At 57.9% G+C, this 13,369-nt stretch carries 12 protein-coding genes and 1 tRNA gene; 12 read left to right on the top strand and 1 reads right to left on the bottom strand.

All coding sequences use genetic code 11. The features are described from left to right. The first annotated feature begins 153 nt into the window (after nt 1–153). From ABGT65_RS02095 to ABGT65_RS02040, 12 genes are all read left to right on the top strand, one after another. A complete protein-coding gene (locus ABGT65_RS02095; RefSeq protein ID WP_346699548.1) occupies nt 154–852 on the top strand; it encodes a DUF4290 domain-containing protein in 699 nt (232 codons plus the stop codon). Nucleotides 853–914: 62 nt separating this feature from the next. Continuing rightward, entirely contained in the window at nt 915–2,057 is a 1,143-nt protein-coding gene (locus ABGT65_RS02090; RefSeq protein ID WP_346699547.1) for a TlpA disulfide reductase family protein, read from the top strand. After that, nucleotides 2,057–2,827, top strand: a complete 771-nt coding sequence (locus ABGT65_RS02085) for a UDP-2,3-diacylglucosamine diphosphatase (protein WP_346699546.1) — start codon at nt 2,057–2,059, stop codon at nt 2,825–2,827. The genes ABGT65_RS02090 and ABGT65_RS02085 overlap by 1 nt, the downstream gene beginning before the upstream one ends. A gap of 99 nt (nt 2,828–2,926) precedes the next feature. Beyond that, nucleotides 2,927–3,820, top strand: a complete 894-nt coding sequence (gene thyA / locus ABGT65_RS02080) for a thymidylate synthase (RefSeq protein WP_346699545.1) — start codon at nt 2,927–2,929, stop codon at nt 3,818–3,820. Between the two features lie 165 nt (nt 3,821–3,985). Further along, nucleotides 3,986–4,465, top strand: a complete 480-nt coding sequence (locus ABGT65_RS02075; protein WP_346699544.1) for a dihydrofolate reductase — start codon at nt 3,986–3,988, stop codon at nt 4,463–4,465. 80 nt (nt 4,466–4,545) lie between these two features. Beyond that, nucleotides 4,546–5,244 carry a 4Fe-4S dicluster domain-containing protein gene (locus tag ABGT65_RS02070; RefSeq protein WP_346699543.1) on the top strand — a complete coding sequence of 233 codons (699 nt, stop codon included), beginning with the start codon at nt 4,546–4,548 and terminating at the stop codon, nt 5,242–5,244. 4 nt (nt 5,245–5,248) lie between these two features. Further along, nucleotides 5,249–6,337 (top strand): heterodisulfide reductase-related iron-sulfur binding cluster, encoded by a 1,089-nt coding sequence (locus ABGT65_RS02065; protein WP_346699542.1) that lies wholly within the window; start codon nt 5,249–5,251, stop codon nt 6,335–6,337. Beyond that, nucleotides 6,337–7,344 carry an FAD-dependent oxidoreductase gene (locus ABGT65_RS02060; RefSeq protein WP_346699541.1) on the top strand — a complete coding sequence of 336 codons (1,008 nt, stop codon included), beginning with the start codon at nt 6,337–6,339 and terminating at the stop codon, nt 7,342–7,344. Before ABGT65_RS02065 ends, ABGT65_RS02060 begins: the two co-directional genes overlap by 1 nt. A 2-nt stretch (nt 7,345–7,346) precedes the next feature. After that, nucleotides 7,347–7,682, top strand: a complete 336-nt coding sequence (locus tag ABGT65_RS02055) for a 4Fe-4S dicluster domain-containing protein (RefSeq protein WP_346699540.1) — start codon at nt 7,347–7,349, stop codon at nt 7,680–7,682. Nucleotides 7,683–7,684: 2 nt separating this feature from the next. Next, entirely contained in the window at nt 7,685–9,466 is a 1,782-nt protein-coding gene (locus ABGT65_RS02050; protein WP_346699539.1) for a (Fe-S)-binding protein, read from the top strand. A 206-nt stretch (nt 9,467–9,672) separates the two neighbouring features. Beyond that, a tRNA-Met gene (locus ABGT65_RS02045) sits at nt 9,673–9,745 on the top strand. Nucleotides 9,746–10,169: 424 nt separating this feature from the next. Continuing rightward, entirely contained in the window at nt 10,170–11,825 is a 1,656-nt protein-coding gene (locus tag ABGT65_RS02040) for a DUF6377 domain-containing protein (RefSeq protein WP_346699538.1), read from the top strand. A 103-nt stretch (nt 11,826–11,928) separates the two neighbouring features. Here ABGT65_RS02040 and ABGT65_RS02035 read toward each other — a convergent pair whose 3' ends face one another. Beyond that, a complete protein-coding gene (locus tag ABGT65_RS02035; RefSeq protein ID WP_346699537.1) occupies nt 11,929–13,365 on the bottom strand; it encodes an MGH1-like glycoside hydrolase domain-containing protein in 1,437 nt (478 codons plus the stop codon). Nucleotides 13,366–13,369 lie beyond the last annotated feature (4 nt).

The following is a 13,369-nucleotide window of genomic DNA, read 5'->3' as shown; positions in this document are numbered from 1 at the left end:
AGGTAGGGCTTTCTGCGGCGTAAAACCAATTTCGGGAAGAGGGGCGGGGAGGTGGGGGCCCGGATGAAAACATCTTGAATCGGTCCATCGCGGGAGACCGCCCGGACACTTCGGCGGACGATTTGAAACACTACACCGGACCGTACATACACTATGAAAAAGAACTATAACTACACACGACGCAAGTTGTACCTGCCCGAGTACGGGCGCCATATCCAGGAGATGATCGATTCGCTCATGGAGATCGAGGACCGACACGAACGCAACCGGCAGGCCCGGGCCGTGATCGCCGTCATGGGCAACCTTAACCCGCTGCTGCGCGATACCGCGGACTTTACCCACAAGCTCTGGGACCATCTCTTTATCATGTCTGATTTCCAGCTGGATGTGGATTCTCCCTATCCGCGGCCGACGCGTCAGGAACTGACCGTGGCCCCGAACCGGATGCCCTATACCCAGGGTCGCATCACCTACAAGCACTACGGGAAATACGTCGAGCGGATGATCGGCAGCCTCTCCACCGTGCAGAATCCCCGGGCCGTGACGGCCGCCGTGGACAACCTGGCCCGCTACATGCGCACGAAGAGCTACGAGTACAATCAGGAGCATCCCAACAACGAAGTGATCGTAAAGGACATCAAACGCATGTCCGGAGGGAGTATCGAAATCGACGAAGTGGCCTTGAATAATCTCCGAAGCGACTACAAACAGCCCTTTTCGGCACGTCCCCAGAAGAACGGCCAGCAGCACCGCCCGCAGCATCAGCAGCAGCGGCAGCAGAAAAACCGCAACCAGCAGCAGCACCGTACTTTCGTGAAAAATAACGGCGCACACCGCAATTCTTCGAAATAAGCGGTACGCATTTGCGGAAAAATCGTTATCTTTACTACCATTAACCGCGAAAACATCCATTCATGAATAAGCAAACGCTTTTCGGAACGTTCCTGGCGGCGGCGGTGATGTGCGGCTGCCAGTCGTCGAAAGTGAAGATTTCGGGTCGCTTCGTCGGCAACGACGCCCGGGAGGTCTATCTCGAACAGCTCGCTCCGCTCTCGCCGTCGATCGTCGATTCGACCCGCCTGGCTGAGGACGGCAGTTACGAATTCCGGCTCAAGGAGGTTCCCCCGACCCCGGTTCTCTACAATATCATCTACAACGGCGAACGCATACCGTTGCTGCTGGCCGGAGGAGACCGCCTGACGGTCAGTTCCGTGGGGAGTGTCGTGCGCAACTATACGGTCGAAGGATCCGCCGAATCGGATCTGCTGCGGCAGTTCTACCAGGCGTTCGTGAACGGTGCCCAGCAACTGGACGACCTCGCCGCCCGGTTCGCCGAACCGGACCTTACGGACGAGGCGCGCAAGAACCTCGCCTCGGAGTACACGGCCGAGTACTACCGCATCCGCCGCGAACAGTTGCGCTTCATCATCGAAAACAAGTCCTCGCTGTCCGCGGTTTATGCCCTCTACCAGCGGCTGCCCGGAGATGCCTACCTCTTCAACGGCGACAGCGACGTGGTCTACTACCGCACGGTGGCCGAAGCCCTGGAGCAGAGCTATCCCGATTCGCCCTATCTGCAGACCCTGTTGGCCGAGATCACCCGCATGGAAGCCCGTCAGAGCCTCTCGTCGCGCATCACCGAGTCGGGGTATCCCGATCTGGAGCTGATGGACATCTACGGCAAGAAGATCCGCCTCTCGTCGCTGGCCGGAAAGGTCATCCTGCTGGACTTCTGGTCCGCGGAGTTGGGGTCGAGCAATACGCTCAATGCCGACCTGAAGGAGATCTACCGCAAGTATGCCGATGCCCCCGTGGGATTCGAGGTCTACCAGGTGGCCATCGATACCTCGAAAGCCATCTGGATCACCGCCGTGCAGGAGCAGCAGCTGCCCTGGGTGTCGGTGAGCGACCTGCGCGGCCGCGGCTCCGCGGCCCTGGGGCTTTATAACGTGCAGAAACTCCCGACCAACTTCCTCATCGACAGGAACGGCACGATCGTCGCCCGCGACATCTACGGCGAAAAGTTGGAACGGGAACTCGACGAACTGACCCGATGATGATCTATTTCGCGTCCGACGTACACCTCGGGGCGGGTGGCGACGCTGCGGCCCGGGAGGTCGAACGGCGGTTCGTGGCGTGGCTCGATGCCGCGGCCCGCGATGCGGAGGCGATCTTTCTCGTCGGCGACATCTTCGACTTCTGGTTCGAATATCGGCGTGTGGTCCCCAAGGGGTTCGTACGTACGCTGGGCAAACTCGCCGAACTCACCGACCGCGGCATCCGCGTGGTCTTCTTTACGGGGAATCACGACATGTGGGTCGGCGACTACCTCACGCGCGAGTGCGGCATGGAGATCTACACCTCGCCGCAACTGCTGACGCTCCACGGCCGACGGGTCTTCGTGGCCCACGGCGACAACATGAAGATCGACGGACAGCCGCTGCTGAAACTGTTGAACAGCGGGTTCCGCTCGCGGACGCTGAAGTGGCTCTTCTCGTGGGGCCTGCACCCCGACTGGGCGCTGAAGTTCGGACACTGGTGGAGCGGAAAGTCCCGAAAAGGGCACGATGCGGCCGACGAAAAGGCCCGGCGAGAGGGTACGGAGGGCGGATTCGATGCCTCGCTGACCGAACCGCTGATCGAATATGCCCGGGAGTATGCCGCCGGGCACGATGTCGACCATTTCGTCTTCGGGCACATGCACTTCCCACGCGATTTCCGCGACGGGGCGCTGCATGTCGTGAACCTCGGGGGATGGGAGAAGAATCCCGCCTATGCCGTGCTGGACGACCGGGGAGAGATGACGCTGAAATACCTGGATGCCTGAACCGCTCCTTTGCTCCGCGTGCGTTTCCGGAGCGGGACTGGAAGTGTCGCGTGCGGCGACCGGGAAAAGGAATGACCTGACGTTGAAACATTTGCAATCATGAAACAATACCTCGATCTGCTGCATCGGATCATGACCGAAGGCGTCGTGCGCGGCGACCGCACCGGAACCGGAACCAAAGGGGTCTTCGGACACCAGATGCGCTTCGATCTGGAGGCGGGCTTCCCGCTGCTGACCACCAAGCGGGTCTTCCTGAAGGGGGTGATCCACGAACTGCTGTGGTTCCTCCGGGGCGACACCAATATCAAATATCTGGTTGAGAATGGTGTACATATCTGGGACAACGACGCCTTCCGCTACTACAATGAGCTTTGCATAAGGAACGGGGTGCTGCCGCTCGACCGCGAGGCCTTCCTGGCGGCGGCAGGCGAGGAGTCGCCCGTCGACGGATACCGCTTCGGGGATCTGAACCATGTCTACGGCTACCAGTGGCGTTCGTGGCCGCGGCCCGACGGCGGGGTGGTGGACCAGATCGCCCGGGCCGAGGAGCTGATCCGCACGAATCCCGAGTCGCGGAGGATCCTGGTCTCGGCGTGGAACGTCCCGGAGATCGAGCAGATGGCCCTGCCGCCGTGCCATGTGCTGTTCCAGTTCTACGTGGCCGGGGGGCGGTTGTCGTGCCAGCTGTATCAGCGGAGTGCCGACACGTTTCTCGGCGTGCCGTTCAACATCGCCTCCTATGCGCTGCTGACGATGATGATGGCCCAGACGTGCGGGCTGCGGCCCGGGGAGTTTATCCATACGCTGGGCGATACGCACCTCTATCTGAACCACCTGGAGCAGGCTGCCGAACAGTTGACACGTGAACCGAGGCCGCTGCCGACGATGCGGCTGAATCCCGGCGTAAAGTCGGTATTCGACTTCCGCTACGAGGATTTTTCGCTCGAAGGCTACGACCCCTGGCCAGCGATCAAGGCCCCGATGTCGTTTTGACTAATGGAAAATGGGAAACTAAGGGGGTGTTGTCCCCTTTGTTTTTCCGGTCTCCTTTTGTCATTCCCGGCTTGACCGGGTATCCGGGACAACGGAAATGGCGGCCGGAAGCGATCCGGTGCCGATAAAATACGAACGGACTTATATATTTATTGTACGCGTTTTATGCTTTCACTGATCGTGGCCGTTGCCCAAAACGGCGTTATCGGCGACAGAAATGCGCTCCTGTGGCACATCTCCGAGGATCTGAAACACTTCAAGGCCCTCACCTCGGGGCATCCCGTCGTCATGGGGCGCAAGACCTACGAGTCGCTCGGGAGGCCCCTCCCGAACCGCACCAATGTGGTCGTCTCACGGCAGGAGCTGGAGATTCCCGGCTGTCGGGTGGTCCATTCGCTCGACGAGGCGCTGGCGCTGTTTCCCGGAGACGAGGAGGTCTTCATCATCGGCGGGGCGCAGATCTACGCCGAGGCGCTGCCCCGTGCCGACCGCTTCTATCTGACCCGCGTTTTTCATGATTATGAGGGTGATACGCGTTTCCCGGAGTGGGATGAGGCGCAGTGGCGTCTCGTCTCTTCCGAAGCGTTTCCCTGCGGCAGGGAGTACCCCTGGCCCTTCGTCTTTGAGTGTTGGGAGCGGCGTTAAATTAGGTATTTATACCACCGTGCGACCCGCGCGGATTGTCTACCTTTGCATTGCAAAGGTTTTTTTGTTTCATAGAAGGTATGGGAAAGTATTTCGACATGCTGATGGAGGACGTGCGGATGCGCGAAGGGCTGCAAGCCTGCATGAACTGCGGCGTCTGTACGGGCGTCTGCCCCGCGGCCGAGTTCTACAACTACGACCCGCGGCAGATCGTCTCGATCGTCCAGACCCGCGATGACGATGCCATCGAGGCGCTGTTGAAGAGCGATACGATCTGGTATTGCGGCGAGTGCATGTCGTGCCGCCCGCGCTGCCCGCGCGGCAACACCCCGGGGTATGTCATTCAGGCGCTGCGCACGCTGTCGCAGAAACTCGGCTTCTTCGTCGAGAGCGAGAAGGGCCGCCAGCAGCTCGCCCTGAAACGCATTATCGGCGAGAATATCCTCCGCACGGGCTACTGCCTCGTTCCGCGGCTTATCAAACCCGAACTCCACCCCGAACAGGGAACCGTCTGGCAGTGGATCTACGACCACGACAAGGAGGTCTACGGGCAGTTCTCGCCCGTCTACATGCGCCACGGGGCCGGAGCCCTGCGCCGCATCGACGAGGAGTCGCTCGATGAGATCCGCCGCATTTTCGATGTCAGCGGCGGCAGCGAGATGTTCGAGACCATCGAGAAACACTCCGACCGCAAGGCCCGCGAAATGGGCTACGAAGAGGGCGCCGATCAGCAATACATGATGGACGTCTTCTGCAACAACAGTAACGAGCACTATTAGAGAGATGATGAAGCGCAGAAGTTGGCAGGAGTATCAGAAGGAGATTGCCGACGACCGTTATTACTATGCCCGCAGCTGCATCCGGCAGAACTTCTTCCCGGGCAGCGAAAAGGCCTTTATCGACATTCTGCAAAACGACCTCGGCAAGGATCTGCTCGACGATCCGAAGCACTCGTCCTGCACCGGAATCGGTTACCACTCGGATATCGTGCCCCTGGAGACGATTATGACGGTCGTGGCCCGGCAGTTCTCGTTGATGAACGAGGCCGGGTACGAAAATTTCGTCACCTCGTGCATCACCTCGTTCGGGATCTACTGCGAGGTGCTCTCCACCTGGAACGAATTCCCCGAGACGGAGGAGAAGACCCGCGAGAATCTCTTCAAGGCCACGGGCCGCGAGTTCCGCAAACCGGCCAACGTCGCCCATACGTCGGACGTGATGTTCCACTTCCGCGAGGAGATTGCCGCCCGGGCCAAGCATCGCTTGGTCAACGCCGTGACGGGCGAACCGCTGAAGGTCGTCGAACACATCGGCTGCCACTACGCCAAGATTTTTCCGAAATCCGGTATTGGCGGTTCGGAATTTCCCTACGTGCTGGCCGGCATGATCGAGTCGTGGGGCGGCGAGGTGGTCGACTACCCCGAGCGTCGCCACTGCTGCGGCTTCGGGTTCCGCAACTACCTCGTGCAGGCCAACCGCGGCTACTCGATCGCCAATTCGCACAAGAAACTCGAAAGCATGGCCCCCTACAACCCCGACTTCATCGTGGCCAACTGCCCGGGCTGCGCGATGTTCCTCGACAAGTGGCAGTACGCCATCGCCGAGATGGAGGGAACGACTTACGGCCAGAACGGGTACGGAATCCCGGTCCTGACCTATGAGGAGATGGCCGGGCTGGTGCTGGGCTACGACCCCTGGGCGCTGGGCATCCAGATGCACCAGGTCGATGTCGAGCCCCTGCTGGACAAGATGGGCATCGAATACGACCCCGCGGCCAAGTACCTGGGCCGCAACGGCAAATACATCGGTAAACCAGCGTCGGCGGTGGTCAACTGCTGCCCGACGGACACGATATACGACATCAGAGAGTAATGGAGAAACGAATCATCGTCATAGGCGGCGGTGTGGCGGGTATGCAGACCGCGCTGCGCCTTGCGGAACAGGGCGCCGAGCCCGTGATTGTCGAGAAGGAGCCCGAACTGGGCGGCAAACTCCGGGGCTGGCATCTCCTCTTCCCGTCGTTCACGCCCGCCGAGGAGGTCCTGACCGCCCTGCGGCAGCGCATCAATGAGTGCGGCATCGAGGTGCTGACCTCCGCCGAGGTCGTGGGGCTGGAGCCCCGGCGCGTGCGGCTCGCCGACGGGCGTACGCTCGAAGGCGAGGCCGTGGTTGTCGCCTCGGGATTCACGCTCTTCGACGCCTCGATCAAGGAGGAGTACGGATACGGCATCTACGACAACGTCTTCACGTCGGTCGACATCGAGCGGATGCTCAACGAGGGGCGTGTGGCCAAGGCCGATGGTACGGCGCCGCGCCGCATCGCCTTCCTGCACTGCGTCGGCTCGCGCGACGAGAAGGTCTGCCAGCAGCACTGCTCGAAGGTGTGCTGCATCACGGGCGTGAAGCAGGCCATGGAGATGAAGAAGCTCTTCCCCGAGGCTGACGTCTTCAATTTTTACATGGATATCCGCATGTTCGGTCCCGGTTACGAGGAGATGTACCGCGAGGCGCAGCAGAAATACAACATCCACTTCGTGCGCGGCCGGATCTCGGAGGCGAGCCCCACGATCGAGGGGCGCGTGCAGATCAAGGCCGAGGATACCCTGACGGGGCGTCCGCTGCGCATGAGTGTCGACATGCTGGTGCTGCTCATCGGGATGCGGGCCAACGACGACAATGCCCGGCTGGCCGAAGGCGCCGGGCTGGACCGTGCGTCGAGCGGCTTTATGGCTCCGCGCGATCTCTTCCTGGGGAATGTCTGCAGCAATGTCGACGGCATCTTCTACGCCGGGGCCGTGACCGCTCCCAAGAGCATCGGCGAGACGTTGAACGAAGCGACCGCAGCGGCCGATGCCGCGGTCCGATACGCGGAGGCATAGCGATGGCGGCGATCAATTTCGGATACACGATCTCGAAGCCCCGGGCCATCGATCTCGACCGCAACAACCTCCGCAAGAGCGACGAGATCCTGCGCGAAATGCCCGAACTGCAGACCTGCATCGGTTGCGGGGCCTGCACGGCGATCTGCACCGCGGGCAACCTTACGTCGTTCAACTTCCGTAAGGTCCACACGCTCGTCCGCCGCGGCGAGTACCAGGGCGCCTACGAGGAGATGAACAAGTGCATGTTGTGCGGCAAATGCCGCCTGGTCTGCCCCCGCGGGATCAACACCCGGGGCGTGGTGATGCTGATCAAACGTAAACTGGGGGATTTCTGACGATGACTTTCTACGCTCCTTTCTGTCTGCCGTTCATCCTCGGCGCCGCGCTGATGTTCCTGATCGTGGCGTGGAAGTGGGGGAGATGGCTCTGGTTCCTGCCGCGCGAGGACAAATTGCGGATCCTGCGCGGACTGCCCACGCGGCGTACCTTTGCGGCGATCGGCGAGGTCGTGAGCGAATCGCTCCTGCACCGCCGGATCTTCCGTGTCAACCCCCTGCTGGGCTACATGCACATGTCGCTCGCCTTCGGGTGGTTCCTGCTGATCATCACCGGATGGATCGAGACGATTGCCTATCTCGGCTTCTGCTGGGTGCCGATCCAGGGCCACATCTTCTTCAAATACTTCGCCACGAGCCTCGAACACAAACCCGTGTTCGACTTCCTGATGGACCTGCTGCTGCTCTTCGTCCTTTCGGGCGTGGCGCTGGCCTGGGGCAAGCGGCTCTACTCGCGTGCCATGGGGATGCGCCGCACGACGAAGCACGTCCTCGGCGACCGCATCGCCCTCTCGGCCCTGTGGTTCATCTTCCCGGCGCGGCTGCTGGCCGAAAGTACTACCTGCGCCCTCTACGGCGGCGGGGGATTCCTCACCGGAGGCCTCGGCGGATGGATGGACGCGCACATCGGTGTCATGCCGCTCATGACGCTCGAATCCGCCGCCTGGTGGTTCTACTCCGCGTGTCTCGGGGTTTTCTTCGTGGCGCTGCCCTTCTCGCGCTACATGCACATCTTCACGGAGATCCCGCTGATCTTCCTGCGGCGATACGGGGTCCGCTCCGGCGAGAAGGAGTCGTCGTACGACCATTTCCAGATCGAGGCGTGTTCGCGCTGCGGCATCTGCATCGACCCCTGTCAGTTGCAGAGCGTCTTGGAAATCAACGACGTGCAGTCGGTCTATTTCCTGCGCGACCGCCGCTACGGCCATCTGCGGCTTCAGGTGGCCGACAACTGTCTGATGTGCGGGCGCTGCGTCGAGAAATGCCCCGTAAACATCGACCTCAACACGCTGCGCCTCAACTCCCGAGACCAGATGCACAACGTCCCCGACGAACGCCGTTACGGCTATTTTGCGGGGCTGGACCGCTCGTCGGGTGAGGGCAAGGTGGGCTACTTCGCGGGCTGCATGACGCTGCTCACGCCCCGGACGCTGACGGCCATGTCGACAATCTTCGAGGCGGCGGGCGAGGAGGTCTGGTGGGCCGACCGCGAGGGCGGGGTCTGCTGCGGGCGTCCGCTCAAGCTCGCCGGGGAGACCGATTCCGCGCGCAAGATGATGAAATACAACGCCGATCTCTTCCGCAAACACGGCATTACGACGCTCGTGACTTCGTGCCCGATCTGTCTGAAAGTCTTCCGCGAGGATTACGACCTGCCGGGCATTGAGGTGCTCCACCATTCGGAGTATATCCTGCGGCTGATCCGCGTCGGGCGCCTGAAGCCCGAGCACGGCACGACGCGCTTCACGTACCACGATCCCTGTGAACTGGGGCGCGGAAGCGGGATTTACGACGAACCCCGGGCCGTGATCGAAGCGGTGGGCCAGTTGCTCGAACCGGCGTCGACGCGCGAGAATGCCCTTTGCTGCGGATCCTCGGTGGCCAATACGGCGATTTCGGACGGTCAGCAGGTGCAGATTGCACGGGCCGTGGCCGGAGAGCTGGAGGCTACGGGGGCCGATGTGATCGTGACGGCCTGCCCGCTCTGCAAGAAGGCCATCGGACGCGGAACGAAAGGCGAAGTGCGCGATCTGGCGGAGATCGTAGCCGGGGCTCTGAAATAATTTTTTTCGGCGTAAGCGGCTGATAAAAAGGTGGGTATGCGCCGACAAAACAGGTCTCGGGCGAATTTTGATTTGGAGGAAAGAAAAATTTGACTTATCTTTGCACACGCAAAAGCGATAAAGAGCCCCCCCTGATGAGGCCGGTCGGTTTGGAAGCGGTTGCTTTGGGAAGCGGTCGGAAGAGGAAGAGGGCATGGAAGATATATCGCGGGATGGAGCAGTTGGTAGCTCGTCGGGCTCATAACCCGAAGGTCGGAGGTTCGAGTCCTCCTCCCGCTACCTGAACGGTCGGATTGAGAGATCCGACCGTTTTTTTGTTGTTGGTCGGAAAGGCGGAGGAGAGAGAAGGTGCGGGGGGGGGAAAGAGTACGGGCCGGGCAAAACCCGGCCGTTTTTGTGGGGCGGACGAGGCTTCAGACGAAAAAGCGGATGGGGTTCTATCGAGATGGGTCGGACCGAAAAATCCAGCCGTTGATATGTTCCAAAGGAAAAAACAAAAACGGCTGCAGATTGAACGAATCCTTTAGAAACGAATGGGTCTTCTATTCCCAAAGCAATATGCTGAATGCGAAAGCAGTACCTTGTTTTATCCGACGGCGAGAGCCTTGCCGTGGCTTGCCTCATGAATCCGCCACATGAATAAACACCGGAAAAAATCACTATCTTTAAAACTCGAAACAACCCTTGTATTCGCTGCATTGACATGAAACTTAAAATGAAAAATACGGTTATACCGATGCTGATATCGGTATGTATGTTCGCGTTGACCGGATGCCAAAAGGGCAGACTGGACAAGCAGACCGCCTATCTGGACCATATCATCGAGAACAAACGGATGTTTACACAACAAAAAGAGCGGAACATTGCCGATTTGAAGCGGATGGCTGAGGTCTCCATTCTGCAACCTGAACAGGAATATGAGATCAATCAGCGACTTTACGACGAATACCGCAAATATATGCTTGATTCCGCCATCGTTTATATCGAACGGAATGTAGACATCGCCCGGGAATTGGGGTCCTGTTATAAACTGAACCAGTCCTTGCTGCAATTGGCTCCCCTGTATTCGTTTTCGGGAAAGTACATCGAGTCCATGGCCATCCTCAAGTCCATTGATATTTCCCGGTTGCCCGATGACCTTAAAAGCCGGTATTATGAAGCCTATATCCAGTTTTATGACCACTATGGAATGGCCAGTTCCCAGGATAAATTCCAGGAAATCGAAACGGCATTGCGGGATTCGCTCCTGAAGGTGGCGCCAAAGGATTCGAGAACCTATCGCTCGAACTATGTGACCAAACTCATGAGTGGTGGCGATAGATCGGCTTATGCCCAGGCCGAGCGTATGTTGAGCGAACTGTTGTCTGAAACGCCCGAGGAAACGCCCGATTATGCCAGTTCTACTCACCAGATGGCGAAGCTGTATCAGCGGATGGGGCAACCGGATCTGGCAAAAAAATACTATACGATATCAGCTATAACCGATATACGCTGTGCTATCAAGGAGACCTCTGCACTCCAGAATCTCGCGCTGATCTATTTTAAGGAAGGATCGGATGAACGGGCCTTTCGATATGCACAGTCGGCTGTCGAGGATGCCGTGTTCGGCGGAGCACAACTCCGCACTACTCAGATGGCCGAATTTTATTCGATCATCAATGCGACATTCCGTGACAAGGAGAATGCCGTCAAACACCGCCTTCAGATGTATCTGTTGTTCATCAGTTTGCTGCTGGCATGTCTCATTCTGCTGACTGCCCAGATTATCAGGCAGATGAAAAAACTTTCCAGAATTAAAAAACGCCTTTCCGAAACAAACGACAAACTGCTTGAACAAAATAAGAAGATCATCGAGACGAATAGTCTGCTGACCGAATCGAATGTTGTCAAGGAGCGGTACATTATCCAGTTCTTTGATCTGCATTCGAGTTATATTGATAAGTTTGAGAACTATAGGAAAACCCTGAACCGGCTTGCAATGAACCGGCAGTTGGCTGAGTTGTTCCGATTGTTGAAGTCGACGGAATTTGCCAAGAACGAGATCGACGAACTCTATCGCCATTTCGATACGGTATTCCTGGGTCTGTATCCCTCATTCGTAACGGATTTCAATTCGCTGCTCGAAAAGGATGGACAGATCGTGCTGAAATCCGGCGACCTGCTGAATCGGGAACTGCGTATTTACGCCTTGTTGCGGCTGGGAATTACGGACAGTGCACAAATCGCTTCCTTCCTGCGCTGCTCGATCACTACCGTATATAATTACCGGACCAAAGCCCGCAACCGGGCGGCTGTTTCCCGGGACGATTTTGAAGTGATGGTTCGAAAGATCGGCAATATAGTGCCCGATCCGCAATGAGCCGACCGGTTGCAGATTCATTTATGGAACGGAGGGGACCGCAAGGTCCCCTCCGTTCCATAAATGTCTGTCTAACAATGTGGACGCATAACTGAGCCTCGGATCAGGGGAATTTAGGCCGCTCCAGCCGGATTTCCACATGTTGTCTTCCGGTCAGATTGGCCGGGATGAAATGGGAGTCGGATCTCTTTCCGTTGATGCGTAAATCTACAATCTGGTAGCCTTGTCCTTTCAAGTCAATGTCAAGGAGCATCTTCCCATATTTAAGCCCATGGATGGAGAGCCGGTTGATCCCCTGGGGCAGATAGGGCTCGAACGACAGGCCCTGCAGTTGGGGCCGGATTCCGCAAATGCCGTAATGGATCATGGACATATATCCCGTTGCAGACCAGGTCTGATGTCTGCGGGAGTGCCACTGGGCTTTCCCGGATTGATGACCTCCTTCCGGTTTGCCGGTTTCGGGATCGAAAATCTCATAGAAATTGTAGTCGCCCTTATCTTCATCCAACGCTAGGTCCGCCATGGAATAAAATTCATGTTCGAAAATCTTCCAATCGCCGGTCTCAAGAGCGGCATTGGCATAAAAGGCATTCACGAAGGGCCAGATCAGGCGATTGTGCCTGCCGGGATATTCTTTGGAAAAACGTTTGAACGTGGGAGATATGGACGGAATGCCGTATTTCGTGGTTTCGTTGCGAATCACCGTAAAATGGCCCTCTTGCGGGGTTATTGCACCTGAAAGAATGGCAAAGGCGATACCTAAGGCTTCCTGATGCTTATGGATGTGCCCCTGTTCGTCGATAACATAGAAAAGTTGCCCCCGCGGATTGTAAAAGTTCCTGCGGATATTGTTCCGCAGGGTCCGTGCCTTTTCCACAAATTCCGGGTTCTCTGAACCGGTTTGCACTTTATGCATTTCGTTCAGAGCGCGGTATGCCATGTAATACGCACAGTTCGTACTCAGGCATTTTATGCCGTGAGTATTGTGGGCCAACACACTCGATGAATTGGGCTTCCCGACATCGTATATCGGTTCTTCAAAGGCGGAAACACCGTCGTTGAATACGGATGATCCGGTAAACAGACCGTATTCCTTGTCGTATGCCTCCTCTTCCAGTTGCCGGATGGTATTAGCCCCACAGGTGTACGCCTCCCGAAGAAAAACCGTATCACGCGTCAGCAGGAAATGGTACAGGGCTCCCTGCACCCATATGATTTTATCCCAGTACTGATGGCCGATAGTCTGACGGTTGTTGGTGACATGCCAAAGCGAGCGCTCAACCACCTCCGGAATGAAAAAGTCCGCTCCATTCCATGTGTTGATGGCCACATCGCGTGTCCATTCGCCGCCATAGTCGGCTCCGGCGGCCAGAATGCTGTCCCGAACGTTGTAAAGCACGGTTCTGTAGGCCAGCTCCCAAGCTTCGTTGACCTTGGAATTGTCCGACTCGAAAATCTTTCCATCGGAATTGCAACGGGGTCCGCAAGCCGCAAACAAAAGGCTTGTCATGACGATAATGATATGGACTTTTTTCATCATGCGA

Source organism: uncultured Alistipes sp. (assembly GCF_963931675.1).
Lineage (GTDB): Bacteria > Bacteroidota > Bacteroidia > Bacteroidales > Rikenellaceae > Alistipes.
Note: the sequence above shows the minus strand (reverse complement) of the source record. Positions and strands in the feature narration are given on the sequence as shown.

Excerpts from the sequence above, each read along its gene's own strand:
- ABGT65_RS02055 (WP_346699540.1), top strand. The coding sequence starts at position 7,347 with ATGGCGGCGATCAATTTCGGATACACGATCTCGAAGCCCCGGGCCATC.
- thyA (WP_346699545.1), top strand. The coding sequence starts at position 2,927 with ATGAAACAATACCTCGATCTGCTGCATCGGATCATGACCGAAGGCGTC.
- ABGT65_RS02090 (WP_346699547.1), top strand. The coding sequence starts at position 915 with ATGAATAAGCAAACGCTTTTCGGAACGTTCCTGGCGGCGGCGGTGATG.
- ABGT65_RS02060 (WP_346699541.1), top strand. The coding sequence starts at position 6,337 with ATGGAGAAACGAATCATCGTCATAGGCGGCGGTGTGGCGGGTATGCAG.
- ABGT65_RS02075 (WP_346699544.1), top strand. The coding sequence starts at position 3,986 with ATGCTTTCACTGATCGTGGCCGTTGCCCAAAACGGCGTTATCGGCGAC.
- ABGT65_RS02040 (WP_346699538.1), top strand. The coding sequence starts at position 10,170 with ATGAAACTTAAAATGAAAAATACGGTTATACCGATGCTGATATCGGTA.
- ABGT65_RS02035 (WP_346699537.1), bottom strand. The coding sequence starts at position 13,365 with ATGATGAAAAAAGTCCATATCATTATCGTCATGACAAGCCTTTTGTTT.
- ABGT65_RS02070 (WP_346699543.1), top strand. The coding sequence starts at position 4,546 with ATGGGAAAGTATTTCGACATGCTGATGGAGGACGTGCGGATGCGCGAA.
- ABGT65_RS02085 (WP_346699546.1), top strand. The coding sequence starts at position 2,057 with ATGATCTATTTCGCGTCCGACGTACACCTCGGGGCGGGTGGCGACGCT.
- ABGT65_RS02065 (WP_346699542.1), top strand. The coding sequence starts at position 5,249 with ATGATGAAGCGCAGAAGTTGGCAGGAGTATCAGAAGGAGATTGCCGAC.
- ABGT65_RS02050 (WP_346699539.1), top strand. The coding sequence starts at position 7,685 with ATGACTTTCTACGCTCCTTTCTGTCTGCCGTTCATCCTCGGCGCCGCG.
- ABGT65_RS02095 (WP_346699548.1), top strand. The coding sequence starts at position 154 with ATGAAAAAGAACTATAACTACACACGACGCAAGTTGTACCTGCCCGAG.